The following is a 26,181-nucleotide window of genomic DNA, read 5'->3' as shown; positions in this document are numbered from 1 at the left end:
TCGTCGGCACCATAACCACGAGAGCACCGCGTGGCTACAATCTCCAGGCCGAGTGGATCACGACCGATACCGTATCGCCGACCTTGACCGGCCGGCGGCTGAAGGCGCGCAACGCCTGCCCGTCCGGCAAGGCAAGGCGCAACACGTAGCGCTCGCCCTCGAAAAGCACGGAAAGAACGGCGGCGGCCACCCCTTCCGGCGTCAGTTCCACATCCTGCGGCCGCACCAGGATATCCGCAGCGGGACGGCTGGTTTCCCTGCTCGCCAGCAGTGCTTGCACCGCCGGCCAGTCCAGAACCCGCATATCTCCGGCGGGCAACGGAAGGGAAAGGATCGCTCCCTGCCCGACCAGGCCACCGACCAGCCGGCCTTGGGGCCGCGCATAGATTTCCTCCGGCGTCCCCACCTGCAGCAACCGGCCTTCCGACATGACCGCCACGTCGGTTGCCAACGCCATGGCTTCCGCCTGATCGTGGGTGACGTAGATCATCGTGGCGCCGGATCGGGCATGAAACTCGCGAAACGTCTCTTCCATTTCCTGGCGCAGATGTCGGTCGAGATTGGCAAGCGGCTCGTCGAGCAGCACGACATCCGGTTCGGTAACGAGGCAGCGGGCCAATGCCACGCGCTGGCGCTGTCCCCCCGACAGATCCGCCGGCCGGCGACCGGCGTAGTCTTCAAGCCGGACGGCGGCGAGCGCCTCCTTCACCTTCCGCTGCCGCTTGTCGCCGGAAACGCCGCGCACCTTGAGAGGATAGCCGACATTCTCCGCCACGCTCATATGCGGCCAGAGCGCATAGGACTGGAAGACCATCGCCATGTTGCGATGTTCCGGTGGCACCATGTCGTCCGCATCGGCAAGCACCCGCTCACCGAGCAGGATCGAGCCGTCGGTCGGCTGTTCGAAGCCGGCGATCATGCGCAGCACCGTCGTCTTGCCGCAACCGGAGGGTCCGAGGAGCGCCAGGAAGCCGCCCTCGCGCACCGTCAGCGACACATCGTCGACCGCAGGCCTGCCGCCGGTTTCGAACGACTTGGAAAGACGGTTGAGAATCAGCTTTGCCACGGCACCACCCCTTTCGGCAGTCGCTTCGCCAGCAGTTCCAGCAGCAGCATCATGGCCACCACCATGACGACGACAAGAACGGAAAGCGCCGATGCCAGATTGAAACTGCCGCTGTCATCGAGATTGTAGATCGCCACGCCAAGGGTTTGCGTGCCGGCGGACCAGAGCAGCGCCGAAACGGTGAGCTCGTTGCAGGCGATCAGGAAAACGAGGATCACCGACGCGCCGGCGGCCGGCGCCACCAGGGGGACCAGGATATCGGCAAGCCGGCGGCCGAAGCCGGCGCCGGAAAGCCGCGCCGCCTCTTCGAGCGACGGATCGAACTGCCGGAAGGCGCTGACGACGGGCTTCAGGCTGACGGCGAAGAAGCTGGAGAAATAGGCGATGAGAATGATCCAGATCGTTCCGTAGATCGACAGGCCGATCACCGGAACAGGCGCGGCAAAAAGCAGGATGAAGGCGACCGCCAGCACGATGCCGGGCAGCGCGTAGGGAATTTCGGCCAGCGCCGAGATGACAGGCGCCAGCCGGCTTTTGCCGCGAACCAGGAAGTAGCCGGTCAGCACCGTCACCACCAGGAGACCGAAGGCCGTTGCAAGCGACAGCGTGATGGAATTGGTAAACGCCGTGCGCGTCACCGCTTGGCGGAAGAGGATCTCCTCATAGGCCCGGATGGTGGCGGTGGACGGACCGAGGGGCACGCCATAGGCAGGCGCCAGCGAGCTCGCCACGAGGGCGGTCAGCGGCATCACGAGAATGATGAAGATCATCGACCAAAGCACGATCTCCGCCAGCCAGCGCCAGCCGCCCAGCCGGAACACGGCCACCTGGCCGGACAGACCGATGACGCGGTAGTCACGCCCGCGCAGCACCCGCTCCTCCACCGTGAGCCCGACGATGGAAAGAATGGCGATCATCGCCGAGAGCAGCGAGACATCCGCGAAGGTGCCGGGACCGAAGGCCGCGAATTTCGAATAGATCAGCGTCGGCAGCGTGTAGATCGACGCGGGAATGCCAAGGATGGCCGGAATACCGAAATTGCCGACGCAGGAAACGAAAGCGATCGCCGCACCCGCCACCAGGCCGGGCAACGAAAGAGGCAGGATGATGTCCTTCAGTACCTGCCAGGACGAAGCGCCGGCAAGCCGCGCCGCCTCCACCGCATCGCGGGGCAGCGCCAGAAGCCCGGCCCTGAGCGAAAGATAGACGAGCGCCGCATTTTGCACGCCGTAGAGCAGCGCGATCCCGCCGATGGAGTAGAGCGGCTGCGGCGCGCCCAGCGGTGGCGCCAGCCCCAGCGCTTTCAGAAGCGTGCTCGAAGGCCCCGTCATGCCGATCCAGGAGAGCGCCGTCACCTGCGGCGGGATCATGGTCGGCAGCATGAACAGGAAGCCGAGCATCGCCTTGCCGCGGATGTCGAACAGCGTCAGCAGAAGCGCAAAACCGCCGCCCAGCACAACCGCCGCGACCATGCCGAGGAAGGAGGTCGACAGGGTGTCGTAGACGGCCTGCCACACGCCGGGATCGGAAAGCAGGTTCCGCGCTCCGCCCTGAAGCGCGGAAGCGATACCCGTCGCCGCAAGCCGCCCCAGGGGCAGCACGCTCAGGAAGAAGATCACGGTTACGACAAAAGGAAACAGCCAGCGTGGCTGGCTGTTTCCCCGATGGGATGAACGCTTCATAAGGCGCTTATATCAACCCTTGATGCCGAAGATATCGGCAAAGGTCTTTACGTCCTTTTCGGAATTCTTGAGCGCTTCCGAAGCGTTGACCGGCAGCACCTTGATCTGGTCGCGCGCGGGATAACCCGGCGGCAGGTCGATCCCCTTGCGGGCCGGAATATAACCAAGCTTCGCCGCAACCTTCTGGCCGTTTTCCGACAGCAGGTAGTCGATGAACTTCTTGGCGGCGTCGGCATGCTTGGTCGAGGCGAGAATCGCCGCCGGCTCGGTGACGGCCGACACGCCCTCCTTCGGGAAGACGAACTCGACCGGCGCGCCCTTTGCCTTCTCGCGGAGCGGCATGTAGTCGACCACCACGCCATAGGCCTTCTCGCCGGAAGCGACGGCCTTCAATACCCCGCCATTGCCGCCGGACGCGACGGCGCCGTTGGCCTTGAGCTGCTTGTAATAATCCCAACCGAGCCCCTGGACGCCGGCCAGCGTCTGGGCATGGATGAGCGCCGCGCCCGAAGCGAGCGGGCTCGGCATGGTGACGAGCCCCTTGGCTTCCGGCTTGGCAAGGTCCGCCCAGCTTGTCGGCTTCATGGCGGCCTGCGTGTTGTACATGATGCCCGTGGTGATCAGCTTCGTGGAGTAATAGTAACCGTCGGCGTCGTAGAGGGCCGCATCGAGATTGGCGGCCTCGGGCGACTTGTAGGCCAGAAGCTGGCCGGCCTGCTTCATCCGCTCGAGCGTCACGGTATCGGCGATCAGCAGGACATCGGCGACCGGATTGCCGGCCTGGATCTCCGCATTGAGCTTGGCCATGATCTGCGGCGTCCCGTCGCGCACCCACTGCACGTCGAGCCCCGGATTGGCCGCCTTGAAGGCGTCGACGGTCGCTTGCGCATCCTCGTTCGGCTGGCTTGTGTAGAGCACGAGATCGGCGGCTTCAGCCGCGCCGGCGATCATGCCGAAAGCCACAAGAGCGGTAAAAGCGGAGAGAAGGTTCTTCATCGACGGTCCTTTCGAGAACATGCCACCCGCTTAAGCACAGTCTTCTGACACGTATGTGACAGCGAAGACCTCTCCACGGATACCTGCCCCGAAAGACGAAAGCCCCCTGTCTCCGGCCGGAGACAGGGGGCTTGAAATTGATGTCCCGATCGTCAGGCCGCAGCCAGAAGCGCGTTGGAGATCAGGCGGCCGAGGCGCTGGATACCTTCGTTGATCATCGCCTCGTCGGCGCAGGAGAAGGAAAGACGCAGCGTGTTCGCACCGGAACGATCGGCGAAGAACGCCTGGCCCGGCACGAAAGCCACCTTCTCCGTTTCGATCGAGCGGGCAAGCAGCTCGGCGCCGTCCATGCCCGCCGGCAATGTCACCCAGACGAACATGCCGCCTTCCGGTTTCGTCCAGCTCGTACCCTTCGGCATGTATTTCGCAAGCGCGGCCAGCATCGCGTCCCGGCGCTTGCTGTAGGCGGCCCGGATCTTCGCGACCTGGGCGTCGAAATCACGGGAGGCGACGTGCTCGATGGCGATCTGGTTGATCGTCGAGGAATGCAGGTCGGCGGCCTGCTTCATCAGGACGAGCTTGCGGATGACCGGCATGGCCGCAACGACGAAACCGACGCGCAGGCCAGGTGCGAGCGTCTTGGAGAAGCTGCCGCTGTAGATCGTGCGGGTATCCTCGATCCCGCCCTTGCGGGCGATGTCGAGCGCCAGGATCGGCGGGACCGCCTCGCCGTCGTATCTGAGATGCTGATAGGCCGCATCCTCCAGGACCGCGATGTCCAGTTCGTCGGCGAGGTCGAGCAGATTCTCACGCGCGGCCCGATCCACGGTCTCGCCTGTCGGATTGGCGAAATCGGCCGAGAGATAGGCGAATTTCACGCTCCCGCCCGCCTTGGCGGCCGTCTCGCGATAGGCCGCGGGCGTCCGGTTGCCGAACGAGAGCTGATCGTAGTTCGGCTCGTAGGCGTTGAAGGCCTGCAGCGCCCCGAGATAGGTCGGCCACGTGACGAGGGCCGTATCCTTCGGCGACAGGAAGAGCTTGCCGAGATAGTCGAGCGCCTGCTGCGAGCCGGATGTGATGAAGACGTTCTCGACCTCGCATTGGATGCCGATCTTGGCGATCTCGCCGCGAATCCACTCGCGCAACGGCTTGTAGCCCTCGCTTATCGAATACTGCAGCGCCGCATTCACCTGCGCGCCGGAAAAGATATCCGCATAGGCTTCCTTGAAGGCCTGATCGGGAAAGAGCGCGGGATCGGGAATGCCCCCCGCAAACGAGATGATGTCCGGCCGCTCCAGGAGTTTCAGGAGTTCCCGGATTTCGGAGGCGCGCATGCGGCCCGAGCGCGTCGCGAATATATGTTCCCAATTCAGCACGGAATGTTTCCTCTTATTTCAACTTTCTAAGGCTGACCTTATCACAAACATCGATAGGTCAGCAATACTGACCTATCGAGTTTCTTTTCATTTTTGTCCTGTTTAGCACTGCCCGGAAGCGCTTGCCAGAAGACCGTCGAAAAGACAGGTTTGTCGCAACCGGAACCCGACGGGACGGCCCCGTCGCCGAAGAGGAGGAAGACATGCTCAAGAACATCGATCCGGCGCTGAACGCCGATGTGCTCCACGCCTTGCACTCGATGGGTCACGCCGACACCCTGGCACTCGTGGACACCAATTTTCCGGCTGATGCGATCGCTCGCCAGACGACACGGGGGAAGCTGCTGCGCATGGACAATATCCCGGCGGCCCGGGCGATGCGGGCAATCCTTTCCGTCCTGCCTCTCGATACGCCGCTACAGCCTTCCGTCGGCCGTATGGAGGTGATGGGCGATCCGGATCAGATCCCGGCGCCGCAGCAGGAAGTCCAGGCCGAGATCGATGCCGCCGAGGGAAAACCGGCCCCCATGTACGGCATCGAGCGCTTCGCGTTCTATGAGCACGCGAGGAAGGCATACTGTGTCATCGCAACCGGCGAAACCCGCTTCTATGGTTGCTTTCTGCTAACCAAGGGCGTCGTTCCGCCTGCGGATTAAGAGATTAGAACCCAGGACAGAGTTGGCTGCAAAAAGACATTCAAGCTCACCGATTTGCTCAGGTACGCAAATGAATATCCAGACGACGCGGATGAAAGCCTGCCTGAAAATGGCGTCTTTGTAAGCTTTCCATATAGGCAAAGCCGGGGCTTTCGCCCCGGCCCTGATGGTTTTGCCTGAAGACGGAAACCTTAGTTGACGGTCTTGTCGACCAGCTTGTTCTTGCCGATCCAGGGCATCATGCCGCGCAGCTTGGCGCCGACTTCCTCGATCTGGTGGGCGTCGTTGTTGCGGCGGATGCCCTTGAAGCGGGCCATGCCGGAACGGTATTCCTGCATCCATTCAGAGGTGAACTTGCCGGTCTGGATGTCCTTCAGGACGCGCTTCATCTCGGCCTTGGTTTCGTCGGTGATGATGCGCGGGCCGGTGACGTATTCGCCCCACTCGGCCGTGTTGGAGATCGAGTAGTTCATGTTGGCGATGCCGCCTTCGTAGATCAGGTCGACGATCAGCTTCACTTCGTGCAGGCACTCGAAATAGGCCATTTCCGGGGCGTAGCCGCCTTCGACCAGCGTCTCGAAACCGGCGCGGATGAGCTCGACGAGACCGCCGCAGAGAACGACCTGTTCGCCGAAGAGGTCGGTTTCGCACTCTTCCTTGAAGTTGGTCTCGATGATGCCCGAACGGCCGCCGCCGACACCGCAGGCATAGGAGAGCGCCAGTTCGAGCGCGTTGCCGGAAGCGTTCTGGTGAACGGCAACGAGGCAGGGCACGCCGCCGCCCTTCTGGTATTCGCCGCGAACCGTATGGCCGGGGCCTTTCGGCGCGATCATGACGACGTCGACGGAAGCCTTCGGCTCGATCAGGCCGAAATGGACGTTGAGGCCGTGGGCGAAGGCGATCGCCGCGCCGTCACGGATGTTCGGAGCGATTTCCGACTTGTAGATGTCGGCCTGCAGCTCGTCCGGGGTCGCCATCATCATCAGGTCGGCCCACTTGGCGGCTTCGGCCACCGTGAGAACCTTGAAGCCGTCGGCCTCGGCCTTCTTGGCGGTTGGAGAACCGGCCTTCAGGGCGATCGCGACGTTCTTGGCGCCGGAATCCTTGAGGTTCAACGCATGCGCGCGACCCTGCGAACCGTAACCGATGATGGCGACGTTCTTAGCCTTGATGAGGTTGATATCGGCATCCCGATCGTAATAAACGCGCATCGTTTTCCCTTCCCTATGCGTGTCGTCTGTTGATGTTTGTCATCGTCCCGCGAAAGCGCTGAGCGCGTCCGCCGATTGCTTTTGTGTGCCATGCAGCGTCAGGAAGGCCTCGATAGCCCTCCCCGCCTGAAGCACATTGTCCTTGAGGCCCGGCTCGCCGAGCAGCATGCGCACATGCAGGTCGGAAACGATCAGGCCGTAAAACGTGTGATATGCGGCATCCGCATTCTCGAAACGCAGGAGCCCTGCCCTTTTGCCCTGTTCGATCAGCGCCATGGCCCGGCGGTCGATCTGGCGGCGGCCATGTTCCAGCAGCAGCTTCCCGAGCTTCGAACCTTCGCGGCTCGACTGCCCGATGGCCAGCCGGTTGAGCGCCAGGGACACGTCGCCGGCCAGGACTTCGAGCAGATCGCGGGCAAAGAGTTCGAGATGGTCGCGCAGAAGATCCGCCGTCAGCCGCTCCCCGGAACGCTCGTGAGTGCGCACCTTGCTGGCCTGATAGGCGATCATCGCGGACAGGAGACCCTCGCGATCGCCGAACCATTTGTAGAGGCTTTCCTTCGAGCAATTGGCGGCGCGCGCCAGGCCTGAAGTCGTCAGCGCCTTTTCCCCGCCTTCCACGAGCAGCCGAAGCGCCTGTTCCAGAACGGCGTTCTGGCGCGGCGAAAATCCGGGCGTGTCGGCGGCTTCGGGTCTCACAGGCGGCATCCTCTTTGCGTACCGTACGGTACGGTTCTCCCCGTATAAAGCATTCGGCACGGTCGTCAAGCCTGTTCTTGCGCCTCATGCCCTCTTCAGGCGCCGAAAGGGTTGCCGAGCCTTGGCGATGCCACGCAAGGAGCCGGTTATTCCGCCGCGGCGCTATCCCGCATGGCTTCCATGTCGCGCACCGGAGACAGGCCGTAGAGACGGCTATATTCCCGGCTGAACTGCGACGGGCTCTGGTAACCGACGCGATGGCCGGCATTTCCGACATCGATCCGCTCGACCAGCATCAACCGCCGGGCCTCGTGCAGGCGCAGTTTCTTCTGATACTGCACCGGCGTCATCGCGGTCACGGCCTTGAAATGGTGGTGGAAGGACGAAATGCTCATATTGACGCGGTCCGCCAGATCCTCGATCCGCAAGGGAAGGGCAAAGTTCTGTTTCAGCCAGGCGATGGCGCGGGCGATCCGGTTGCTGTTGCTGTCGGCGATTGCGATGTTGAGAAGACGCGCGCCGTCCGGCCCGGTCAGCAGCCGATAGAGTATCTCCTGCTCTATCAGCGGCGCCATCGCCGGAATATCCTCTGGACGATCGAGCAGACGCAGCAGCCGCACGGTGGCGTCCAGCAGCTCCGGCGGCGCCACATTCACCGTGATACCCCTTTGGCTCTCCGACGGCGCCGCGGGATGGGGAATCTCGACGCGGCGCAGAAGATCGGCAAGCTTCTCGCTGTCGATCGCAAAAGCCAGGCAGTAATGCGGGCTCTCGGGACTTGCCTCCGTCACCGACCAGGCGACCGGCAGATCGAACGAGGCCAGAAGATACTCCCCCGTCGCGTAATTGATGGTTTCCGCACCGAGACGCAGGCTTTTTGCACCCTGCAGCACCAGGGCGAGACAGGGCCTGTAGCTGCTATGGTGCGGTTCGCTCGGATCGGAGCGGCGACTGATGAACAGGTTGTCGACCGCCGTGGCGAATTCGCCGTCGCCCCGCGTGAAGCGCTCGGCGATAGAAACGATCTCCCGATAGGGACTGAAGGATAAAGTCATGACGCAACCTGTCTGATGAGATGCCGGCCAACTGCCTATCATCTAGGACGACTTCGGCGATCGTAAAACCATCCGCTCCATCATTTTTGCAGGATCGTGCAAGAAGCTTGCAGGATCGATCTAACGCTCTTGCCGCCCCGTGAAGCATAGTCCGCCTCGTCCCATCCCCTCCCAACTTGAAAATGAATGGATCTCTCCATGGCTATTGCAAGAGGCTATGCCGCGACCGACGCGACCCAACCTTTGACGCCCTTCACCTTCGAGCGCCGCGAACCGAATGCCGACGACGTGGTCATCGACATCAAGTTCGCCGGCATCTGCCATTCGGACATCCACACCGTCCGCAACGAATGGAAGAATGCGGTCTACCCGATCGTTCCCGGCCACGAGATCGCCGGCATCGTCAGCGCCGTCGGTTCCGCCGTGACGAAATTCAAGGTCGGCGACCGCGTCGGCGTCGGCTGCTTCGTCGACAGCTGCGTCGGCTGCGCCGCCCGCGACCTCGACAACGAACACTATATGCCCGGCCTCGTGCAGACCTATAACGGCGTCGAAGCCGACGGCAGGACGGCGACCCAGGGCGGTTATTCCGACCATATCGTCGTCAAGGAAGGCTATGTCCTGCGCATTCCGGACAACCTGCCGCTCGATGCCTCGGCTCCGCTTCTGTGCGCCGGCATCACGCTCTACTCGCCGCTCCGCCACTGGAATGCCGGCCCCGGCAAGAAGGTCGCGATCGTCGGCATGGGCGGCCTCGGCCATATGGGCGTCAAGCTCGGCGCGGCCATGGGTGCCGACATCACCGTGCTGTCCCAGACGCTCTCCAAAAAAGAAGACGGCCTGAAGCTCGGCGCCAGGCAATATTATGCCACCAGCGACGCCTCAACCTTCGAAAAGCTGGCAGGCACCTTCGACCTGATCATCTGCACGGTCAGCGCCGAAATCGACTGGAACGCCTATCTCAACCTGCTCAAGGTCAACGGCGCGATGGTCGTCGTCGGCGCGCCAGAACATGCAATCCCGGTCCATGCCTTCTCGCTGATCCCCGGCCGCAAGAGCCTGTCCGGCTCGATGATCGGCTCGATCAAGGAAACCCAGGAAATGCTGGACTTCTGCGGCCAGCACAACATCGTCTCGGAGATCGAGAAGATCAACATCCAGGAAGTCAACGAAGCCTATGAACGGGTCCTGAAGAGCGACGTCCGCTACCGCTTCGTCATCGACATCGCCTCGCTCGCCGCCTGACCGGAGACAGCTTGACGGACAATCGCAAGGGCGGCTCCAGGGCCGCCCTTGTGACGTCCGGACCAAACTAGGCCCCTGGCACCAACTCGTCGAAAAGGCCGGTCACAGCGCCCGCGTCGGCGACATCGACCATTCGCAAACCGTGTTTCTCCGCGTCGGCGCGCATTTCGGAATTGTCGCGCAGGGAGCGCTCAATGAAACTATCCATGACGCGGCGATCCGCCTCGCCGGCCTGCCGATATCCTGCCTCCGATTGCATCCGCTCCTGCAGGAAGTCATTGTCCGCATGGAGAAAGACGCCTGCGATCGCTTCGGAGACGAGCGGCGCGATCGATTCCGGCCGAAGCGCCGAACCTTCAAAGACGAACGGCCTTCCGGCTTGAAGTTCTTCCTCGATGATCCGCCTTATGCCGGGCCACATGTTTTCGTGATGCACCCGCAGAAACCAGTAGATCGTCTCGGGCGAAAGGCGCGCGTAATATTCGGCAACCGGCTGACGTACGCTCGGCCAGGGCCGTCCAGGATGACGCGCCAGGCTGTCCGTGGAAACCATGTTCCAGCCGAGCGCCTCGGCCAGACGCCTGGCGAGCGTCGTCTTGCCGACGTGGGAACTCCCGCCGATCAGGATGCCCGACAGGCGCCGCATCATTCCTTCATTTCCATCGGTTCAGTTCCTGGATAAATCAGCCAAGTTCGCTTTCGTCGAACTTCGCCCGCGCCGCCTTCACGGCCGAATGGTTGGCTTCCGCCCATTTCAAGACCTTGGAAAGCGGCTCGAAAAGCGAATGACCAAGTTCCGTCATGCGGTACTCGACGCTCGGCGGCTTGGTGGGAAACACTTCCCGCTCGATATAGCCGTCACGCTGCAGATTGCGCAATGTCTGGGTCAGCATGCGCTGTGAAATATCCGGCACCAGCCGCCGCAATTCGCCGAAACGATAAGGCCGGCGCGCCAGAGCCTCGAGCAGCAGGGTCGACCACTTGCCGGCGATCCGGTCGATGACGTCGCGCACCGGACAATTGCCCGCGTTCCACTCCGTCGTGTCACATGCCTCTCCGTCGAGCATCGGCTTTTTCGCGGCATTGAGGACCATGACGGTGGTTCCCTCCAGGTAACAATCTTCCCGAAAAATGCCCTCTTTACAGGTCGAAGTCAATGCATATTGTAGTGCTGGTCTCTTTTTGAGACTTATACCCGACAGTGCGCCAGCAGGCGCCGGTCCATCGCTGAAAAGGAACGACCATGACCAAACTTCTCGTAACCGGCGCCACCGGCCATCTGGGCCGGGCAATCCTGCATCACCTCGCGGAGACATCCGGGATCGCACCAGCCGACATCATCGCCGCCAGCCGCAACACCGCGAAACTTGCCGATATCGCGGCCAAGGGGATCGAAACCCGCACCGCCGACTTCGATGACGAAGCAGGCCTGGTCAAGGCGTTTACCGGCGTCGACCGCGTGCTGATCATCTCGACCGACGAGCTGGCCGTCCCCGGCAAGCGGCTCGTCCAGCACAGGACAGCGGTCTCCGCGGCCGTCAAGGCCGGCGTAAAACACATCGCCTACACGTCGATGCCGAATCCGGACAAATCGCTGGTGACCTTCGCGCCGGACCATCTCGGTACGGAAGAGGCGGTCAAGGCCAGCGGCATTCCCTACACGATCCTGCGCAATGCCTGGTACGACGACAACTATCTGCTGTCGATGCCGCACAATCTGCAGGCCGGCAAATGGTATACGGCCATAGGCACGGGCAAGGTTTCGAACATCACCCGTGACGACTGCGCCCGCGCGGCAGCGGCGGCCCTCGCCAACCCGCCGGGCGGCAACAAGACCTTCACCCTCACCGGCCCGGAAGCGCTGACCGCCGGGGAAATCGCCGCACGCTTCTCCAAGGCCGCCGGAAAGCCGCTTGAAGTCGTGAACGTCACCGACGAACAGCTCGCCCAGGGCCTTGCCAGCGCCGGCCTGCCGGAATTCGTCGTCAGGATGCTCGTTTCCGCCGACGCCAACATCCGCGCCGGCAATTTCGATCTGGTGACGAGCGACTTCGAAACGCTGACCGGTACGAAACCGAAGGATCTCGCCGCCTACCTCGACACGCAGAAGGCGGCGTTGACCGCCTGACGACCACCCCGCAAGCGCAGGATTGCAAATCTAAAGAATCCGATATAATTAGATGAACAATCTAATTTCAACTTATATCGGAGAAAATCATGCGCAGAATAGGCCTGATTGGTGGGATGAGTTTCGAAAGCACATCCGTCTATTATCGCCTGATCAACGAAATGGTCCGGGACCGCCTCGGCGGTCTCGCCTCCGCCGATATCCTGCTCCACTCCGTCAACTTTGCCGACGTGGTCGAGATGCAGAAAGCAGGCCGTTGGGATCTGGCGGCCAGGCACCTAGCAAAAAGCGCCGTGAGCCTTGAAACCGCCGGCGCCGAGTGCGTTCTGATCTGCACCAACACCATGCATCTCGTCGCCTCGGAGGTCCAGGCCTCCGTTGACATTCCTCTCATCCACATCATCGACGAAACGGCCGAGACGCTGAAATCCAGGGGACTGAGGCGCCCGCTCCTGCTCGCGACCCGCTACACGATGGAGCATGGCTTCTATACGGACCGGATGAAGACGCTCGGCATCGACGTCATGGTGCCGGACACGGACGACCGCGCCGACATTCATAACATCATCTTCAGCGAACTCTGCGCCGGTACGGTGCTCGATTCATCGCGTGAGCGCGCGATCGCCATGATCGAGAAGGCCAGGGCCGAAGGCGCGGACAGCATCATCCTCGGCTGCACGGAAATCTGCCTCCTGCTCGATCCGGGAAACCTGACGCTTCCCTGCGCCGATTCCACGACGATCCATGCCAGGGCGGCCGTGGATTTCGCATTGGGCAAAGCGGGCACCGCGCAGGTCGCCGCTTAATTTATTTGACTCCGTCAAGTAAATAATGGACAGAGTCTCTCATAGAGGAGATTCTGCCCATGACCGCGCCCGAAACCATCGAGACCATCCGTGCCTTCAACCGTTTCTACACCAACAAGATCGGCGTGCTTGCGAAGGATTACCTGTCCACGCCCTACACCCTTACCGAGGGACGCATTCTCTACGAAATGGGCGCGCGCAGGCGCGTCTCCGCAACGGAACTCAACCGCGATCTCGGGCTCGACCCCGCCTATCTGAGCCGTATCCTCAAGAAGTTCCGTGAAGCGGGCTTCATCGACAGCGAACCCGATCCGGCCGACAAACGCAGCCAGATCCTCACCATCACCGGGACGGGAACCGAAATCTACGAAACGCTCGGCGAGCGCTCCCGCCAGCAGATCGCCGGCGATCTCCGGGACGTCGACGAAACCGGCAAGGCAAGACTGATCGATGCGATGCAGGCGATCCGGGCAATCCTCGATCCTTCCGCTGCAACCCTGCCCCCGCCTGTCATCATGCGCCCCTATCGGATCGGCGACATGGGCTGGTTGATCGAGGCGCAGGCAACCGCCTATGCCCGCGAATACGGCCTGAATGAAAAATTCGAAGCGCTGATCGCGGAAGTCGCCGGCAAGTTCATCGCCAATTTCAATCCCGAGCGGGAACGGAGCTGGATCGCGGAACGAGGCGGCAAACGGGTAGGCTCCGTACTGGTGGCCGACGGCGGAGACGATGTCGCCAAACTCCGCCTTCTCTATCTCGACCCGGAGGCCCGCGGCCTTGGGCTTGGCAGGATGCTGGTCGAGCAATGCATCAAATTCTCGACCTTAGCCGGCTACAGGACGCTTTCTCTCTGGACGAACGACATGCTGACCGCCGCTATCCATATCTATCGGAAAACCGGCTTCAAGCTTGTCTCCGAGGAGAGACATGCGATGTTCGGGCCGGAATGCGTGGGGCAGACCTGGGAACTGGATCTCCGCGAGGCGAAGCTCCTGGCGTCTTAAACCGTTTGACCGCAGGCGCGCCGGAAGCGACGCACTGTTTCCGCCATGCCGTATTCCAGTGCGTCGGCCGTCAATCCGTGACCGATCGAGACCTCGGCAAGCTTCGGGATGCGCTTGACCAGCGCCGGCAGGTTGGTGACCGTCAGGTCGTGTCCCGCATTGATCGCAAGACCTTCCGCCAAGGCGGCGTCCGCCGTCTGCCCTAATTTTTCGAGGATCTCCGCCCCGCGCTCCGGATTGTCGAAACAGCCGCCATAAGGCCCTGTATAGAGTTCGATGCGGTCCGCGCCGGTTGCCTTTGCAAGCTTGACGGCCTCGACATCGCCGTCGCCATCGGCAAACAACGATACGCGCATGCCCTTCTTTTTCAGCCGCGCCACGATCGGCTTCAGGAATTCGCCCTGGGTGCGGAAATCGAACCCGTGATCCGATGTCGCCTGGACCGGATCGTCCGGCACCAGCGTCACCTGCTCCGGCTCGATCTTCTCGCAAAGCGCCAGGAATTCGTCGCCCGGATAACCTTCGATGTTGAACTCCGCATCGGGAAATTCATCGTCGATGAGCGCACGGATGACCGGCAGGTCGGAAAAGCGGATATGCCTCTGGTCGGGGCGCGGATGGACCGTCAGGCCCGCCGCACCCGCCTGAAGCGCGATACGCCCAAGCCCCTCCACGCTCGGCCAGGGCAGATCGCGACGATTGCGCAGCATGGCAACCGCATTGAGGTTGACGGAAAGCGTGGTCGGCATGGCGAAAATCCGTTTTGCTGAAAACTCGCTCCGCTTTTAGGGCAAGCCTGGCGGAAAGGCCACGGGCTTCGACAAATTGCACCTATAAATAGTTTTCATGGACAAGAATTCACGGGGCAAACAGGGCTACCATTTTCAGAAAATTTTACGTAACGTATTTCTAACAGAATTCGCCGGGAGGGCTGAAAGCGGCGAAATCACGGCCCAACCGGCGAATTCTGTCATCCGGCCAGATCCGTTCGCGTCTTCGGCTCAGGGGATATCGCCCTCGGAGGCCTGGAAAGGCAATACAATCATAAGATGTAAATACGGGTGAGACGCCATTTCGCAGGGAGGTCCGATGCGAAGCGACGCCATGAACACGATATCCGGAGGCGATATCGCCTCCTCCCCTGTGGCCGCGGTCTCCGGCCGATGCTGTTTCCTTCCGCAAGTCTCCCTTCCCTTCGAGCTGCCCTGCGAACCGGTGGCGATCGCCGAAATGGCGGATCTCTTCGGCGTCACGCACCGCACCCTGCACTTCTATGAGGAAAAGGGCCTGATCACGGCCAGACGCTCAGGCGCGATGCGCGTCTATGACGGCGAGCACATCCAGTGCATGGCGGTCATCAACGCCTGCCGGGAAATCGGCATGTCGGTAGCGGTGATCCGGGAATTGATGGAGGAACTGACCGCCGCGACCTCGCAGGATGAAGCGGACGAGATGTTCCACGCCATGCTGGCACGGCGCAAGCGCGAACTCACCGCGGATATCTCCAACATCCGCCGCCAGATGCAGCAGATAGAGAACCTGCTCAACGGCGAGGAAGAGAGCGAAACCCCCGTCACCTCGATTTCGGTTTCGCTGTCCCTTACCGACAGGGAGAGACAGTGTCTGGCGCTGATGACCGAAGGTTATTCCGCGCCCCGCATCGCCCGGGCGCTGAACCTCGAATTCGATGAATTGCTGCGGACCGAAAACGGCATCATCGGCAAGCTCCAGGCGACGAACCGCTTTCAGGCGGTCGCCAAGGCGATGTTGCTCGGCATCGTGCCGAACTGATCAGCGCACGATGGTCAGCGTTTCGGCCGCACGCGTGATCGCCGTATAAAGCCAGCGCTCGCGGCTGTCGCGAAAGGCGAAGCTCTCGTCGAAAAGCACGACATTGTTCCACTGCGAACCCTGCGCCTTGTGCACGGTGAGCGCATAGCCGAAGTCGAATTCGTCGTAACGCTTCCGTGTCGACCAGGGCACTTCCTCGTCGCTCTCAAAAGCTTGCTTGAGCAGCTTGATCTTGGCGGCGCCGCGATCCATGTCGTCGTCTTCGGGCCGGATCATCAGATTGATACCCGGCTTCACCGTTTCCCGCGACGAACTCATCACCTGCCAGAGCGAGCCGTTGAGCAGCCCCTTGGCGGGATCGTTCCTCAAGCACACAAGCTTGTCGCCGGATTGCGGATAGTCGACCGTAAATCCCTTCAGCTCCCGAAGCCGCTGATTGTAGCGCTTGCGGGTCCTGTTCGTGCCGACGAGCACCTGGTCGGCCTCCAGCACCAGCGGCTGGGTGACCTCGTTGCGCGAGATCACCTTCGCCATGCCGTAGTCGCCATACATGATCTCCTTGCCTTCGCGCACGTTCATGGCGAGCTGGATGATCGGGTTGTCGCGGGCCTGCCGGTGGATTTCGGTGAGAAGGTAGTCCGGCTCCTGCTCCGTGAAGAAACCGCCCCCTGAAACCGGCGGCAACTGTCCGGGATCGCCGAGCACCAGGATCGGCGTGCCGAAGCTCATCAGGTCCTTGCCGAGCGCCTCGTCCACCATGGAGCATTCATCGATGATGATCAGCGCCGCCTTGGCGACCGGGCTCTGGCGGTTGATGGAAAACATCGGCGAGATCGATGTCTTGCCGGTCTCCTCGTCCTCCACGGCCTCCTCGCCGCGCGGCCGGTAGATCAGCGAATGAATGGTTTTCGCGTTGCGGGCGCCACGCGATCTCAGCACCTGCGCCGCCTTGCCGGTGAAGGCGGCAAACAGCACGTCGCCATCCACATGTTCGGCAAAATACTTGGCGAGCGTGGTCTTGCCCGTGCCCGCATAACCGAACAGCCGGAAAATCTGGCTGTTTCCTTCCTTCAGCCAGCTCGAAACGGCCTTGAGGGCCTCATCCTGTTGCGGTGCAAATTGCATGGCTTGGACTTGGCAGGATTCGGGGGAAAATCGCAACAGAAAAAGAACGAAAGAGGAATCGAAGTCAGGCAGGCGGGCCAGGATAAGCCCGCATCACTTGCTTTTCTCCATTTTCGCCCGAAGGAATTCCTCCTTCGCCAGGACGAGTTGTTCCAGACGGTCGGCATGCGCCTCCCAAATGGCCTGCTGTTCGGCAAGCCAGCATTCGATCGTTCCGAACCGTGCCCTTTCCAGAGTGCAGGTACGCACCCGTCCTTCCTTGCGGCTGTGGATGAAACCACTCTCCTCCAGCAGTCGTATGTGCTTCATGAACGAGGGAAGCGCCATGTCGAAAGGAGCGGCCAGATCGCTGATCGTCGCCGGCCCTTTTGCCAATCGTTCCAAGACCGCCCGCCGCGTCGGATCGGCGAGCGCCCGGAAGACGTCATCGAAGGCATTTGAATGGTTTCCCATAAAGCTAAATATCACAGGGAAAAACTTAGCCCAATGGATAATTCCGTGTTTTCTGAAAAATCCGCGCCCCGCCGGGAATAAACCCGCCACGTCCGGTGTCTTGGATATCGGCAGTTCACGATAGCTGCCGTCCAACAAGGGAGACGCCTCATGAAACCTCTCATCCTCGTGCCTTTCGCGCTGGCCGCCCTCACGACGGCCGCGTTTGCCGCCAGCCCGTTCAAGACCGTCAAGTCCGCCAAAGGCGACGTCCTTGCCGGTGAAAAGGGCATGACGCTTTACACCTTCAGGAACGACAAGCCCGGCACCTCCAACTGCTATGACAAATGCGCACAGAACTGGCCGCCCGTCATGGCCGCTTCCGATGCCAAGGCCGATGGTGCATACTCGATCGTCACCCGCAAGGACGGGTCCAGGCAATGGGCCAAGTACGGCATGCCGCTCTACTACTGGGTCAAGGACACCAAGGAAGGCGATGTGACCGGCGATGGCGTGAACGGCGTTTGGGATGTCGCAAAGCCCTGATCAATCCGGATCGGCTTCAGGCCAGGGGGAGATAAAGACGCGCGAGGCACAGGCTCCCGCGCCGATCTCCTTCGAGGCACAGATCCTCGCTCTCCTGCCCCAGCTCAGGCGCTATTCACGCAGCCTGACGCGGTCGGACATGGAGAGCGAGGATCTGCTTCAGGACTGTGTCGAGAAAGCGCTGGCGCATCGCGCGCAATGGCGCGGTTCGAATTTCAAATCCTGGGCCTACAGGATCATGACCAATCTCCACTTGAATGCGCTGCGCTCGAAAGCGCGGCGGCCGTCCGTGGGCATAGAAGAGGCAGAAGTCCTGACGGCAGGCGCGGGTCCCGGCGATCCCCTGGAAAAGAACCACCTCGTGAAGGCGCTCGAAACGCTGCCGAAGGAAGCGCGCGCCGTCCTGATGCTGGTCGTCGTCGAAGGCTACGCCTATCGGGAAGTCGCCGACATGCTGGAAATACCGGTCGGCACCGTCATGTCGCGTCTGTCGCGAGCCCGTCAGACCCTGCGCGAGAAAATGCGGGAGGAAAACGTCATTCCATTGCGGAGACCGAAATGACCGAGGCCCGATCCGTATCCGAGGCGGACCTGCACGCCTATGTCGACGGCTTTCTCCACGAGGCCGACCGGGCGCGTGTTGAGCGCTTTCTGGCCGACAATCCGGATGCGGCACAGACCGTCGCCGACTGGCAGGAGCAAAACGAGGAGTTTCGCCTGGCCTTTGCGGGCTATGAAATGTCCCGGCCCTCCGACATGAAGCTCCTGGCCGGCGGCCTCGTGCGCGATACGCCCCGGCCCCGGCGCCACCTCGCTCTTGCAGCCGCGACCGTGATGGTTTTCGCGCTCGGCGCCATCGGTGGCCACTATGGTCCCAAGATGTTCGAAACGCCCGAAATCCGGCTCGCCTATACGGAGATACTGCCGCGCGAGGCCCGCAACGCATTCCTCGTCTATGCCGGCGAGGTCCGCCACCCGGTCGAGGTTTTCGCCAACGAGGAGGCGCATCTCGCCACCTGGCTCGGCAAACGGCTCTCCATCGCCGATCTGAAGGTGCCCAACCTACAGATGCTGGGCTTCAAACTGATCGGCGGCCGGCTTCTGCCGGTCGGCGGCAAGCCGGGCGCCATGTTCATGTATGAGGACCAGACCGGCCAGCGAGTGACGGTGCTCGTCGGCCGCAACAGGGATAACCGGACGACGGGTTTCCGCTTCGCCTCCGCAAGCAAGGTCGAGACATTCTACTGGATCGACGGCGAACTGGGCTACGCGGTCACCGGCGAAATCTCCCGCGACATGCTCCAGAAGATCGCCGAGGAGTGTTATCGCCAGTTTCCGTCGTGAAAGTCGGGGCCTTACCGCAGCGGGTCGTTGGCAAGCGCGATGGGCCTGCCATGCGGCGTAGCCTCCGCCGCCCGCTGCCAGCTCCGTTGCAGGGCGAAGATCGCATCCTCCTCCGCGATACCCTTGCGAACCAGCAAACCGGACAGGGCCTCGACCCAGCAATCGAAGTAGTCGCTGCCGTCTTCGGCACGGCCGGGCTTGTGGACCTCGGCGGACAATGCCTCCGCCCATTCGCTCCAGGTGAACAGGCCTTTCTCGTGCAGATGCACGGTCATCGCAAAGGCTTCCGCCGCCCAGGGTTCGGGGAAGACCGGATCGCCTTCGGGCGACACCGGAAGGCCCGGCGATTGCGCAAGCGCCGATGAGATCCTACACGCGCTCAAGATAGCTCTCCCAGGCATCGATGGAGACGGTGAGCGTCGGATCGCTGCCCTCGCCCCAGATCTCGTGGCCGTCGAACACGACCGTATAGACCCATTGCGGGTTCTCGCCCCTGCCATGGGCATTGTCGTCCGGAAAGACGTAGGAGCCTTGCACGGCTTCCACCGTGCCGGACTTGGCGCGGGCATAGCGCGGCAACCGCGTATGGGTCACGGGATTGACGTTCTTCGTCCGCACCCTGTCGCCCGGCTGGAAAAGCGGCTGCGTCTCCACCGGCCGGTCGCAGGGACCGCCGCGGGCGAGCACGCCCGTAACCATATCCGCCGTCAGGATGCGCTTCGGAGTGGACGGAGCGAGCTGCTTGTGGCCGGCATCGATTTCCGACCGGGTCGCGAAACCGTGACGTTCGAGCAGCATTTCCAGCGCCCGCGTCCAGATCTCGTAATAGCTGGCTGCGAGATACTCCGCCGGCGGAATGTTTTCGCGCGCATGCCGGCTCTCGTCGATCGACCAGGCTCCGAAAGCGCCGCAGGACAACGTGATGCCAAGCGCTCGCCTTTCCCAGTCCGTATGGAACCAGGGCTCATCCTTCTCGGGCGCCACCGGCCCGAAACCCATCTGCCCGCCGAGATCGTGAGGTCCGTTCATGCGGGAACTCCCGCAACGGCCGTGCCGATCATCGCATCGCGACTGACGAGCCCGGCAAGCTCCTCTTCGCCCAGTCCCTCCGTGCCGTCCGGCCGCTCGGGTATGACGAGATAGCGAAGTTCCGCCGTCGAATCCCACACACGGATCTTCTTGTTCTCCGGCAGGGTCAGGCCGAATTCGGCAAGCACCCCGCGCGGATCGATGACGGCGCGGGAACGATAGGCCGGCGCCTTGTACCAGATCGGCGGCAGGCCGAGCACCGACCACGGATAACAGGAGCAGAGCGTGCAGACGACGAGGTTATGGGTGTCCGGCGTATTGAAGACGGCGCGCATATGCTCCCCTTGCCTGCCGGTATAGCCGAGACTTGCGATCGCCGCCGTCGCGTCCCGATCCAGCCATTCGGCGAAATCCGGATCGCTCCAGGCCCTGGCCACCACATGCGCGCCATTGCGCGGACCGATCTTCGTCTCATAGGTTTCGACGATGGCATCGATCGCCGCCGGATCGATCAGTCCCTTTTCCGTCAGAACGGTCTCCAGGGCCTTCACCCGCGCCTGCATAGCGCTGTAGCGGTTGTCGTGATGATGATCGTGGTCGTGATGATCTTCGGACATGCGATCTCCTCTTCACCGCAACATCGGCCAGAGGCTCGCGACAAGCAAGACCGCCATGGTGATGTTGAACCACTTGAGCCGCACCGGTACTGACAGCCATTCCCGCAGCGCCGAGCCGAACCCGGCCCAGGTGGAAACGCTCGGCAGGTTGACCGCGGCAAAGGCAAATCCGACCAGCAGAACGGTTGGGAGATAGTAGTCGGGATTGGTGTAGGTCGCCATGGCGGTGACCGCCATCACCCAGGCCTTCGGGTTCACCCACTGGAAAGCCGCGGCGCCGAGAAACGTCATCGGCTGCGTGCCGGCCTTGCCATCGGAGAGACTGCGCGATGAACCGATCTTCCAGGCAATCCACAGGAGGTAGGCGCCGCCGGCGAACTTCAGCGCCATGTAGACGACCGGCAGGGTCTGCAGCAATGCGCCGAGTCCCAGGCCGACGCCGATCAGCAGGGACAGGAAACCGACCCCGATACCGAGCATATGCGGAATCGTCCGCGCGAATCCGAAATTCACGCCGGAGGCGAAGAGCATCATATTGTTCGGACCCGGGGTGATGGACGTGGTGAAGGCAAACAGGACGAGAGCCAGAAAGGTTTCCAGCGGCATGACAACTCCCTAGAGCCAATCCGACCCATATCTTGATGCAGCCTCGTTTGGCGGGCGGCTTTGACTGATGGTGATAGGAGTGTTGCCGACGATCTTCAAGCGGAACTTGGAACCTTCAACGAAAGCCATATCTGAGTAAGATGAACCTCCCTGCCATAGATCGAGATATTCCATGTTCGATATCCCAACCGTCACCCTGCCCTCCGGCATCACTGTTCCGGCTCTCGGCCTCGGCACCTGGAACATGGGCGAGGACAGCCGCAAGGCAAGGATCGAGGTCGACAGCCTGAAGCGCGGCCTCGATCTCGGCATGACGCTCGTCGACACGGCGGAAATGTACGCCGAGGGCGGCGCGGAAAGGATCACGGGCGAAGCGATTTCTGGCCGCCGCGACCAGGTGTTTCTGGTCAGCAAGGTCTATCCGTGGAATGCCGGCCACAAGGGCGTGATCGAGGCCTGCGAACGCAGCCTCAGCCGCCTCGGCACCGACCGTCTCGACCTCTACCTTCTCCACTGGCGCGGCGAACATCCGCTCGCCGAAACCGTCGCCGGTTTCGAAGAGTTGCGCCGCGCGGGAAAAATCCGCGCCTGGGGCGTCTCGAACTTCGATACCGACGACATGGAAGAACTGATGAACGTTGCGGATGGCAGGAACTGCGCCGCCAACCAGGTGCTCTATAATCTCTCCCGCCGCGGTGCCGAATACGACCTTCTGCCCTGGTGCCAGGAGCGCGGCATCGTCATCATGGCCTATTCGCCGATCGAACAGGGCCGGCTGCTGCGCAATGGCGAACTCATCCGCATCGCCAAGGCCTATCAGGCGACCCCAGCACAGGTGGCGCTTACCTTCCTGCTGGAACGTGACGGCGTCATCGCCATTCCCAAATCCGCCAATCCGGACCGTGTCGCGGAAAATGCCGGAGCTGCCGAACTGGAACTGAGCGAGGCGGATTGGCAGGCGCTGGACGCCGCCTTCCCGCCACCGGACCGGAAACGCCCTCTGGAGATGCTCTAGGTCTCTGTCGCGACCTAATCCAGATCGAGCGCTCTGCGCTCCATGACAAGCATGTCGATCGCCTCGAAGACGTCGATTTCTTCCCAGCTTTCCGTGTTGCGGTAGGAAGGATAGAGGCTGAACGTCGCCGCCGTCAGTTGATCGACGCTCGGCCGCGCCAGCCTCCTGGGCAGGGCTTCTCGCGACGCATCGCCCAGCCGATCGTCGGTCAGCCCCCAGCCCGAATAGAAAGGCGCGCCGTAACAGCGGACGGGAATACCGCGCAGCAGGGCATCGAGGCCGAACTGGCTGGACACGGTCCAGACCTCGTCCACCACGTCGAGAACCGATGCGACCGAGACGGCATCCGCCAACAGGACCACCCCAGGCGTCTGCGCCGCCTTCTCGGTGAGGTAGCCCTTGCGGAAACCAGCCATCACGTCCGGATGGGTCCGCACCACGCATTGCACGCCGCTTGCCACGGCATCCTCGAGCATCCGCGCAAAACTTTCGGGAGAGCCGCCCGACATCGGCACGGAAACGTCTCCGAAAACCTGGTCAACGAGGAGAACCCGCCTTCGCGTCGTACGATCGAGCCTGGGTTCCCGGTGTGGAAGATTGTTGTATTTGGAAAGCCCGCTGGCGATCAGCGCCTCTCGGATGCCTGCCCCGAGCCCCGCCACATCCATATCCACGGAAGCGGCAATCAACCGCTCCAGCCTGGAAGCCCGAGAGACATCGACCGGCATGCCGAGATCATCGACGATAATGGAAATGGGCAAGGTCTTTTCCTTGCCCAGGCCTACGGATCGCAGATAACCGTCTTCGAGATACCAGTAAGGCAGCCTGCGGAACCAGGCGATGCGCCGGGCAAGCCTGGCGGTGGAGCGTCCGCCCCAGAAAACGACCCCCCTGATGCCCGGGGCGAAAGCCGATTCCAGCTCTCCGATGCCGAAATAGTGTTTCAGCCAGGGCGCCGAACGGGTCACATAGATCGTTGCGCCGAGCCGCATGCCGGGGGACGGATACCAATCCTTTGCCAAACCTCTCCGAGCCCCCTGCTGCTCACGTCCGCACCGACCGACGGCTTACATGCCCTGAGGGCCGCGGTTCATGGCGGCAATACCGGTACGGCAGACCTCGATCAAGCCGAGCGGCTTCATGATCGCCACGAACTGGTCGATCTTGGAGGATTTTCCGGTGATTTCGAAAATGAAATGTTCGACCGTCGCATCGACGACCTTAGCATGGAACGCATCGGCGAGCCGAAGCGTCTCGGCGCGGCGCTCACCCTGGCCGACGACTTTCACCAGGGCCACCTCGCGCTCGATCGGCCGCTCCTGGCCGAGATCTCGGGCACGCACCGTCAGGTCGACAACCCGGTGCACAGGCACGATGCGCTCGAGTTGCGCCTTGATCTGCTCGAGCACGGTCGGCGTGCCCCGTGTCACGATGGTGATGCGGGATAGGTGCGCTTCATGTTCCGTCTCGGAAACGGTCAGGCTCTCGATATTGTAGCCCCGGCCGGAAAAGAGGCCGATGACCCGGGCCAGGACACCCGGTTCGTTGTTAACGAGAATCGATAGGGTGTGGCTCTCGGCCTTCGCCGTTTCCGGCGCGATGAAATAGGCGGAGCCGGTCGGCTGTTGGTGTGCATTCATGATCTTAGATCCGTTTCCTCAGAATCCTGTTAAAGCACCGCAGCCGTTCAGACGAGCTGCCGGCCCTTGGCGTCGATCGCATTGGCGACCGCTTCGTCGGTCGCCTCGTCCGGCAGCAGCATCTCGTTATGCGCCTTGCCCGAGGGGATCATCGGGAAGCAGTTGGCGAGGTTGGCGACGCGGCAATCGAAGATCACCGGCTTCTTGACCGCGATCATCTCCTCGATCTTCTGGTCGAGTTCCCTGGGGTCGTCACAATACATGCCGACCGCGCCATACGCTTCAGCGAGCTTCACGAAATCGGGCATCGCTTCCGTGTAGGAATTCGACAGCCGGTTGCCGTGCAGGAGCTGCTGCCACTGGCGCACCATGCCCATGTACTGGTTGTTCAGGATGAAGATCTTGACCGGCAGATTATATTGGATCGCCGTCGACATTTCCTGGATGCACATCTGGATCGAGGCGTCGCCGGCGACGTCGATGACGAGCGAATCGGGATGCGCCACCTGCACGCCGATCGCCGCCGGGAAGCCGTACCCCATCGTCCCGAGACCGCCGGACGTCATCCAGCGGTTGGGCTCTTCGAATTCGATGAACTGCGCAGCCCACATCTGGTGCTGGCCCACCTCCGTCGTGATGTAGGTATCGCGGTCCTTCGTCAGCTCGTAGAGACGCTGCAGCGCATATTGCGGCATGATGACGTCGCTGGAATTCTTGTAGGAGAAGGATTTGCGCGCGCGCCAGCGCGCAATGCTCTGCCACCAGTCCTCGGTCTGCGCCTTGGCCGGCTTGTGGGGCAGCGCCCGCCACAGGCGGAGCATGTCCTCCAGGACGCTCGCCACGTCGCCGAGGATCGGAATGTCGACGTGGACGTTCTTGTTGATCGATGAGGGGTCGATATCGATATGGATCTTCCGCGAGTTCGGCGAGAACGCGTTGACGCGGCCGGTGATGCGGTCGTCGAAACGCGCGCCGACGCAGACCATCACGTCGCAGTCATGCATCGCCATGTTGGATTCGTAGGAACCGTGCATGCCGAGCATGCCGAGCCAGTTCTTGCCGGAGGCCGGATAGGCGCCCAATCCCATCAGCGTGGACGTGATCGGAAAATCGGTCAGCTGGACCAGTTCGCGCAGCAGCCGCGCAGCGTCCGGACCGGAATTGACGACACCGCCGCCGGTATAGAGGATCGGCCTGCGGGCGGACGCCATCAGCTCGACGGCGGCCTGGATGGCGCCGAGGTCGCCCTCCTTCCTCGGCTGGTAGCTGATGTTGACGGCGGTTTCCGGCTTCGGCGTGTAGGTGCCGGTCGCAAACTGGATATCCTTCGGGATATCGACGACGACCGGGCCAGGACGGCCGGTCTGGGCGATCCGGAAAGCCTCATGGATGACGCCGGCCAGCTCGTTGACATCCTTGACCAGCCAGTTGTGCTTGGTGCAGGGGCGCGTAATGCCGACGGTATCGCATTCCTGGAAGGCATCGGAACCGATCAGCGTCGTCGGAACCTGTCCGGACAGGCAGACAAGCGGAATGGAATCCATCAGCGCATCCTGCAGCGGGGTCACCGCATTCGTCGCACCCGGACCGGACGTCACCAGCATGACGCCGACCTTGCCGGTGGAGCGGGCGTAACCTTCGGCCGCATGACCGGCTCCCTGCTCATGGCGCACGAGAATATGCTGAATCTCGTCCTGCTGGAAAATCTCGTCGTAGATCGGCAGGACCGCGCCGCCAGGATATCCGAAGATATGCTCCACGCCATTGTCCTTCAGCGCCCTCAGCACGATCTCCGCGCCGGTTATCTGATTATCCGGCATCTGGTTGTCTGGCGCCTGATTGCTGGTATCCGTCATTGTGTTTCTTCCATTCGCTGCTGGATTTTTACCGGCGGCTCCTCCGAGCCGGATTGAAGGCATAAAAAAAGGCCCCTTCGAGGAGCCTGTCTTTCCGCGCATGGGTGGCTGTCGCCGGATGGTTACACCATCCTGCCCATGCGCGTTCCCACCACAATAAGAGCGATCGAGATTTTCATGGCGCGAAGTGTTAGCCAGATAAATGTCATTCGTCAACGCCACCTTGCCCCAAAAAATGCCATGCGCTTGATTT

Annotated in this window: 29 protein-coding genes; 10 read left to right on the top strand and 19 right to left on the bottom strand. The window is 62.0% G+C overall.

Going from position 1 to position 26,181, the window contains the following annotated elements:
• Positions 1-34 precede the first annotated feature (34 nt).
• From ACFFP0_RS00295 to ACFFP0_RS00280, 4 genes are all read right to left on the bottom strand, one after another.
• On the bottom strand, positions 35-1,066 hold the full coding sequence (locus tag ACFFP0_RS00295) for an ABC transporter ATP-binding protein (RefSeq protein ID WP_377254349.1): 1,032 nt from the start codon (positions 1,064-1,066) through the stop codon (positions 35-37).
• Complete coding sequence (locus ACFFP0_RS00290) at positions 1,054-2,748, bottom strand: ABC transporter permease (protein WP_377254346.1); 1,695 nt, start codon at positions 2,746-2,748, stop codon at positions 1,054-1,056. Before ACFFP0_RS00290 ends, ACFFP0_RS00295 begins: the two co-directional genes overlap by 13 nt.
• Before the next feature lie 12 nt (positions 2,749-2,760).
• Positions 2,761-3,744 (bottom strand): ABC transporter substrate-binding protein, encoded by a 984-nt coding sequence (locus tag ACFFP0_RS00285; protein WP_377254343.1) that lies wholly within the window; start codon positions 3,742-3,744, stop codon positions 2,761-2,763.
• Positions 3,745-3,896: 152 nt separating this feature from the next.
• Positions 3,897-5,120 (bottom strand): aminotransferase-like domain-containing protein, encoded by a 1,224-nt coding sequence (locus ACFFP0_RS00280; protein WP_377254340.1) that lies wholly within the window; start codon positions 5,118-5,120, stop codon positions 3,897-3,899.
• 203 nt (positions 5,121-5,323) lie between these two features.
• On the opposite strand from ACFFP0_RS00280, the gene ACFFP0_RS00275 reads away from it, so the two are divergent.
• The gene (locus ACFFP0_RS00275) at positions 5,324-5,776 is read left to right on the top strand and encodes an RbsD/FucU family protein (RefSeq protein WP_377254337.1); all 453 of its coding nucleotides are present in this window, start codon (positions 5,324-5,326) and stop codon (positions 5,774-5,776) included.
• Between the two features lie 191 nt (positions 5,777-5,967).
• On the opposite strand, the gene ilvC is transcribed toward ACFFP0_RS00275, so the two are convergent.
• The 3 genes from ilvC to ACFFP0_RS00260 all read right to left on the bottom strand — a co-directional run bounded on the left by ilvC (position 5,968) and on the right by ACFFP0_RS00260 (position 8,741).
• Entirely contained in the window at positions 5,968-6,987 is a 1,020-nt protein-coding gene (gene ilvC / locus ACFFP0_RS00270) for a ketol-acid reductoisomerase (protein ID WP_377254334.1), read from the bottom strand.
• A 39-nt stretch (positions 6,988-7,026) separates the two neighbouring features.
• Positions 7,027-7,695 carry a TetR/AcrR family transcriptional regulator gene (locus ACFFP0_RS00265; protein WP_377254331.1) on the bottom strand — a complete coding sequence of 223 codons (669 nt, stop codon included), beginning with the start codon at positions 7,693-7,695 and terminating at the stop codon, positions 7,027-7,029.
• Between the two features lie 137 nt (positions 7,696-7,832).
• Positions 7,833-8,741, bottom strand: a complete 909-nt coding sequence (locus ACFFP0_RS00260; RefSeq protein ID WP_377254328.1) for an AraC family transcriptional regulator — start codon at positions 8,739-8,741, stop codon at positions 7,833-7,835.
• Positions 8,742-8,939: 198 nt separating this feature from the next.
• Between ACFFP0_RS00260 and ACFFP0_RS00255 the strand changes: the two genes are divergently transcribed.
• Positions 8,940-9,986 (top strand): NAD(P)-dependent alcohol dehydrogenase, encoded by a 1,047-nt coding sequence (locus ACFFP0_RS00255; RefSeq protein WP_377254325.1) that lies wholly within the window; start codon positions 8,940-8,942, stop codon positions 9,984-9,986.
• Between the two features lie 67 nt (positions 9,987-10,053).
• Here ACFFP0_RS00255 and ACFFP0_RS00250 read toward each other — a convergent pair whose 3' ends face one another.
• Together ACFFP0_RS00250 and ACFFP0_RS00245 are read right to left on the bottom strand one after the other, a co-directional pair.
• Positions 10,054-10,635 carry an AAA family ATPase gene (locus ACFFP0_RS00250; RefSeq protein WP_377254322.1) on the bottom strand — a complete coding sequence of 194 codons (582 nt, stop codon included), beginning with the start codon at positions 10,633-10,635 and terminating at the stop codon, positions 10,054-10,056.
• A 34-nt stretch (positions 10,636-10,669) separates the two neighbouring features.
• Positions 10,670-11,053 carry a winged helix-turn-helix transcriptional regulator gene (locus ACFFP0_RS00245; RefSeq protein ID WP_377254563.1) on the bottom strand — a complete coding sequence of 128 codons (384 nt, stop codon included), beginning with the start codon at positions 11,051-11,053 and terminating at the stop codon, positions 10,670-10,672.
• Positions 11,054-11,229: 176 nt separating this feature from the next.
• Between ACFFP0_RS00245 and ACFFP0_RS00240 the strand changes: the two genes are divergently transcribed.
• From ACFFP0_RS00240 to ACFFP0_RS00230, 3 genes are all read left to right on the top strand, one after another.
• A complete protein-coding gene (locus ACFFP0_RS00240; RefSeq protein ID WP_377254319.1) occupies positions 11,230-12,114 on the top strand; it encodes an SDR family oxidoreductase in 885 nt (294 codons plus the stop codon).
• 89 nt (positions 12,115-12,203) lie between these two features.
• Positions 12,204-12,920 (top strand): aspartate/glutamate racemase family protein, encoded by a 717-nt coding sequence (locus ACFFP0_RS00235; protein WP_377254316.1) that lies wholly within the window; start codon positions 12,204-12,206, stop codon positions 12,918-12,920.
• Positions 12,921-12,979: 59 nt separating this feature from the next.
• Positions 12,980-13,927, top strand: coding sequence for a bifunctional helix-turn-helix transcriptional regulator/GNAT family N-acetyltransferase (locus ACFFP0_RS00230; protein WP_377254313.1), 948 nt, complete (start codon positions 12,980-12,982; stop codon positions 13,925-13,927).
• Here the strand turns inward: ACFFP0_RS00230 and ACFFP0_RS00225 are convergent.
• A complete protein-coding gene (locus ACFFP0_RS00225; RefSeq protein WP_377254311.1) occupies positions 13,924-14,676 on the bottom strand; it encodes a pyridoxine 5'-phosphate synthase in 753 nt (250 codons plus the stop codon). The two genes, ACFFP0_RS00230 and ACFFP0_RS00225, sit on opposite strands and share 4 nt — an antisense overlap.
• Positions 14,677-15,031: 355 nt before the next feature.
• Here ACFFP0_RS00225 and ACFFP0_RS00220 point away from each other — a divergent pair, with 355 nt between their 5' ends.
• Positions 15,032-15,718 (top strand): MerR family transcriptional regulator, encoded by a 687-nt coding sequence (locus tag ACFFP0_RS00220; RefSeq protein ID WP_377254308.1) that lies wholly within the window; start codon positions 15,032-15,034, stop codon positions 15,716-15,718.
• On the opposite strand, the gene ACFFP0_RS00215 is transcribed toward ACFFP0_RS00220, so the two are convergent.
• Together ACFFP0_RS00215 and ACFFP0_RS00210 are read right to left on the bottom strand one after the other, a co-directional pair.
• Positions 15,719-16,843: an ATP-dependent DNA helicase gene (locus ACFFP0_RS00215; protein ID WP_377254305.1), complete on the bottom strand. Its 1,125-nt coding sequence runs from the start codon at positions 16,841-16,843 to the stop codon at positions 15,719-15,721.
• Positions 16,844-16,936: 93 nt separating this feature from the next.
• Positions 16,937-17,296 carry an ArsR/SmtB family transcription factor gene (locus tag ACFFP0_RS00210; protein WP_377254560.1) on the bottom strand — a complete coding sequence of 120 codons (360 nt, stop codon included), beginning with the start codon at positions 17,294-17,296 and terminating at the stop codon, positions 16,937-16,939.
• A 150-nt stretch (positions 17,297-17,446) separates the two neighbouring features.
• Here ACFFP0_RS00210 and ACFFP0_RS00205 point away from each other — a divergent pair, with 150 nt between their 5' ends.
• From ACFFP0_RS00205 to ACFFP0_RS00195, 3 genes are read left to right on the top strand one after another with little or no spacing between them, the layout of a single operon-like run.
• On the top strand, positions 17,447-17,821 hold the full coding sequence (locus ACFFP0_RS00205; protein ID WP_377254302.1) for a COG4315 family predicted lipoprotein: 375 nt from the start codon (positions 17,447-17,449) through the stop codon (positions 17,819-17,821).
• The gene (locus tag ACFFP0_RS00200) at positions 17,805-18,383 is read left to right on the top strand and encodes an RNA polymerase sigma factor (protein WP_377254299.1); all 579 of its coding nucleotides are present in this window, start codon (positions 17,805-17,807) and stop codon (positions 18,381-18,383) included. The genes ACFFP0_RS00205 and ACFFP0_RS00200 overlap by 17 nt, the downstream gene beginning before the upstream one ends.
• Positions 18,380-19,165: an anti-sigma factor family protein gene (locus ACFFP0_RS00195; RefSeq protein WP_377254296.1), complete on the top strand. Its 786-nt coding sequence runs from the start codon at positions 18,380-18,382 to the stop codon at positions 19,163-19,165. Before ACFFP0_RS00200 ends, ACFFP0_RS00195 begins: the two co-directional genes overlap by 4 nt.
• 11 nt (positions 19,166-19,176) lie before the next feature.
• Here the strand turns inward: ACFFP0_RS00195 and ACFFP0_RS00190 are convergent, their stop codons facing one another.
• From ACFFP0_RS00190 to ACFFP0_RS00175, 4 genes are read right to left on the bottom strand one after another with little or no spacing between them, the layout of a single operon-like run.
• On the bottom strand, positions 19,177-19,566 hold the full coding sequence (locus ACFFP0_RS00190; RefSeq protein WP_377254293.1) for a nitrile hydratase accessory protein: 390 nt from the start codon (positions 19,564-19,566) through the stop codon (positions 19,177-19,179).
• On the bottom strand, positions 19,535-20,194 hold the full coding sequence (gene nthB, locus ACFFP0_RS00185) for a nitrile hydratase subunit beta (RefSeq protein ID WP_377254290.1): 660 nt from the start codon (positions 20,192-20,194) through the stop codon (positions 19,535-19,537). Before nthB ends, ACFFP0_RS00190 begins: the two co-directional genes overlap by 32 nt.
• Complete coding sequence (gene nthA / locus ACFFP0_RS00180; protein ID WP_377254287.1) at positions 20,191-20,811, bottom strand: nitrile hydratase subunit alpha; 621 nt, start codon at positions 20,809-20,811, stop codon at positions 20,191-20,193. The genes nthB and nthA overlap by 4 nt, the downstream gene beginning before the upstream one ends.
• Positions 20,812-20,823: 12 nt before the next feature.
• A complete protein-coding gene (locus ACFFP0_RS00175) occupies positions 20,824-21,417 on the bottom strand; it encodes a LysE family translocator (protein ID WP_377254284.1) in 594 nt (197 codons plus the stop codon).
• Between the two features lie 172 nt (positions 21,418-21,589).
• On the opposite strand from ACFFP0_RS00175, the gene ACFFP0_RS00170 reads away from it, so the two are divergent.
• A complete protein-coding gene (locus ACFFP0_RS00170; protein WP_377254281.1) occupies positions 21,590-22,432 on the top strand; it encodes an aldo/keto reductase in 843 nt (280 codons plus the stop codon).
• 14 nt (positions 22,433-22,446) lie between these two features.
• Here the strand turns inward: ACFFP0_RS00170 and ACFFP0_RS00165 are convergent, their stop codons facing one another.
• The 3 genes from ACFFP0_RS00165 to ACFFP0_RS00155 are packed head-to-tail and all read right to left on the bottom strand — an operon-like array spanning position 22,447 to position 25,928.
• Positions 22,447-23,454, bottom strand: a complete 1,008-nt coding sequence (locus ACFFP0_RS00165) for a capsular polysaccharide export protein, LipB/KpsS family (RefSeq protein ID WP_377254278.1) — start codon at positions 23,452-23,454, stop codon at positions 22,447-22,449.
• Between the two features lie 45 nt (positions 23,455-23,499).
• The gene (ilvN, locus tag ACFFP0_RS00160; protein ID WP_377254275.1) at positions 23,500-24,072 is read right to left on the bottom strand and encodes an acetolactate synthase small subunit; all 573 of its coding nucleotides are present in this window, start codon (positions 24,070-24,072) and stop codon (positions 23,500-23,502) included.
• A gap of 47 nt (positions 24,073-24,119) precedes the next feature.
• Entirely contained in the window at positions 24,120-25,928 is a 1,809-nt protein-coding gene (locus ACFFP0_RS00155; protein ID WP_377254272.1) for an acetolactate synthase 3 large subunit, read from the bottom strand.
• Between the last annotated feature and the right edge of the window lie 253 nt (positions 25,929-26,181).

Source organism: Neorhizobium puerariae, assembly GCF_042429745.1.
Taxonomy (GTDB): Bacteria; Pseudomonadota; Alphaproteobacteria; order Rhizobiales; family Rhizobiaceae; genus Neorhizobium; species Neorhizobium puerariae.
The sequence above is the reverse complement of the archived record's forward strand: the minus strand, read 5'-3'. Positions and strand labels throughout refer to the sequence as shown.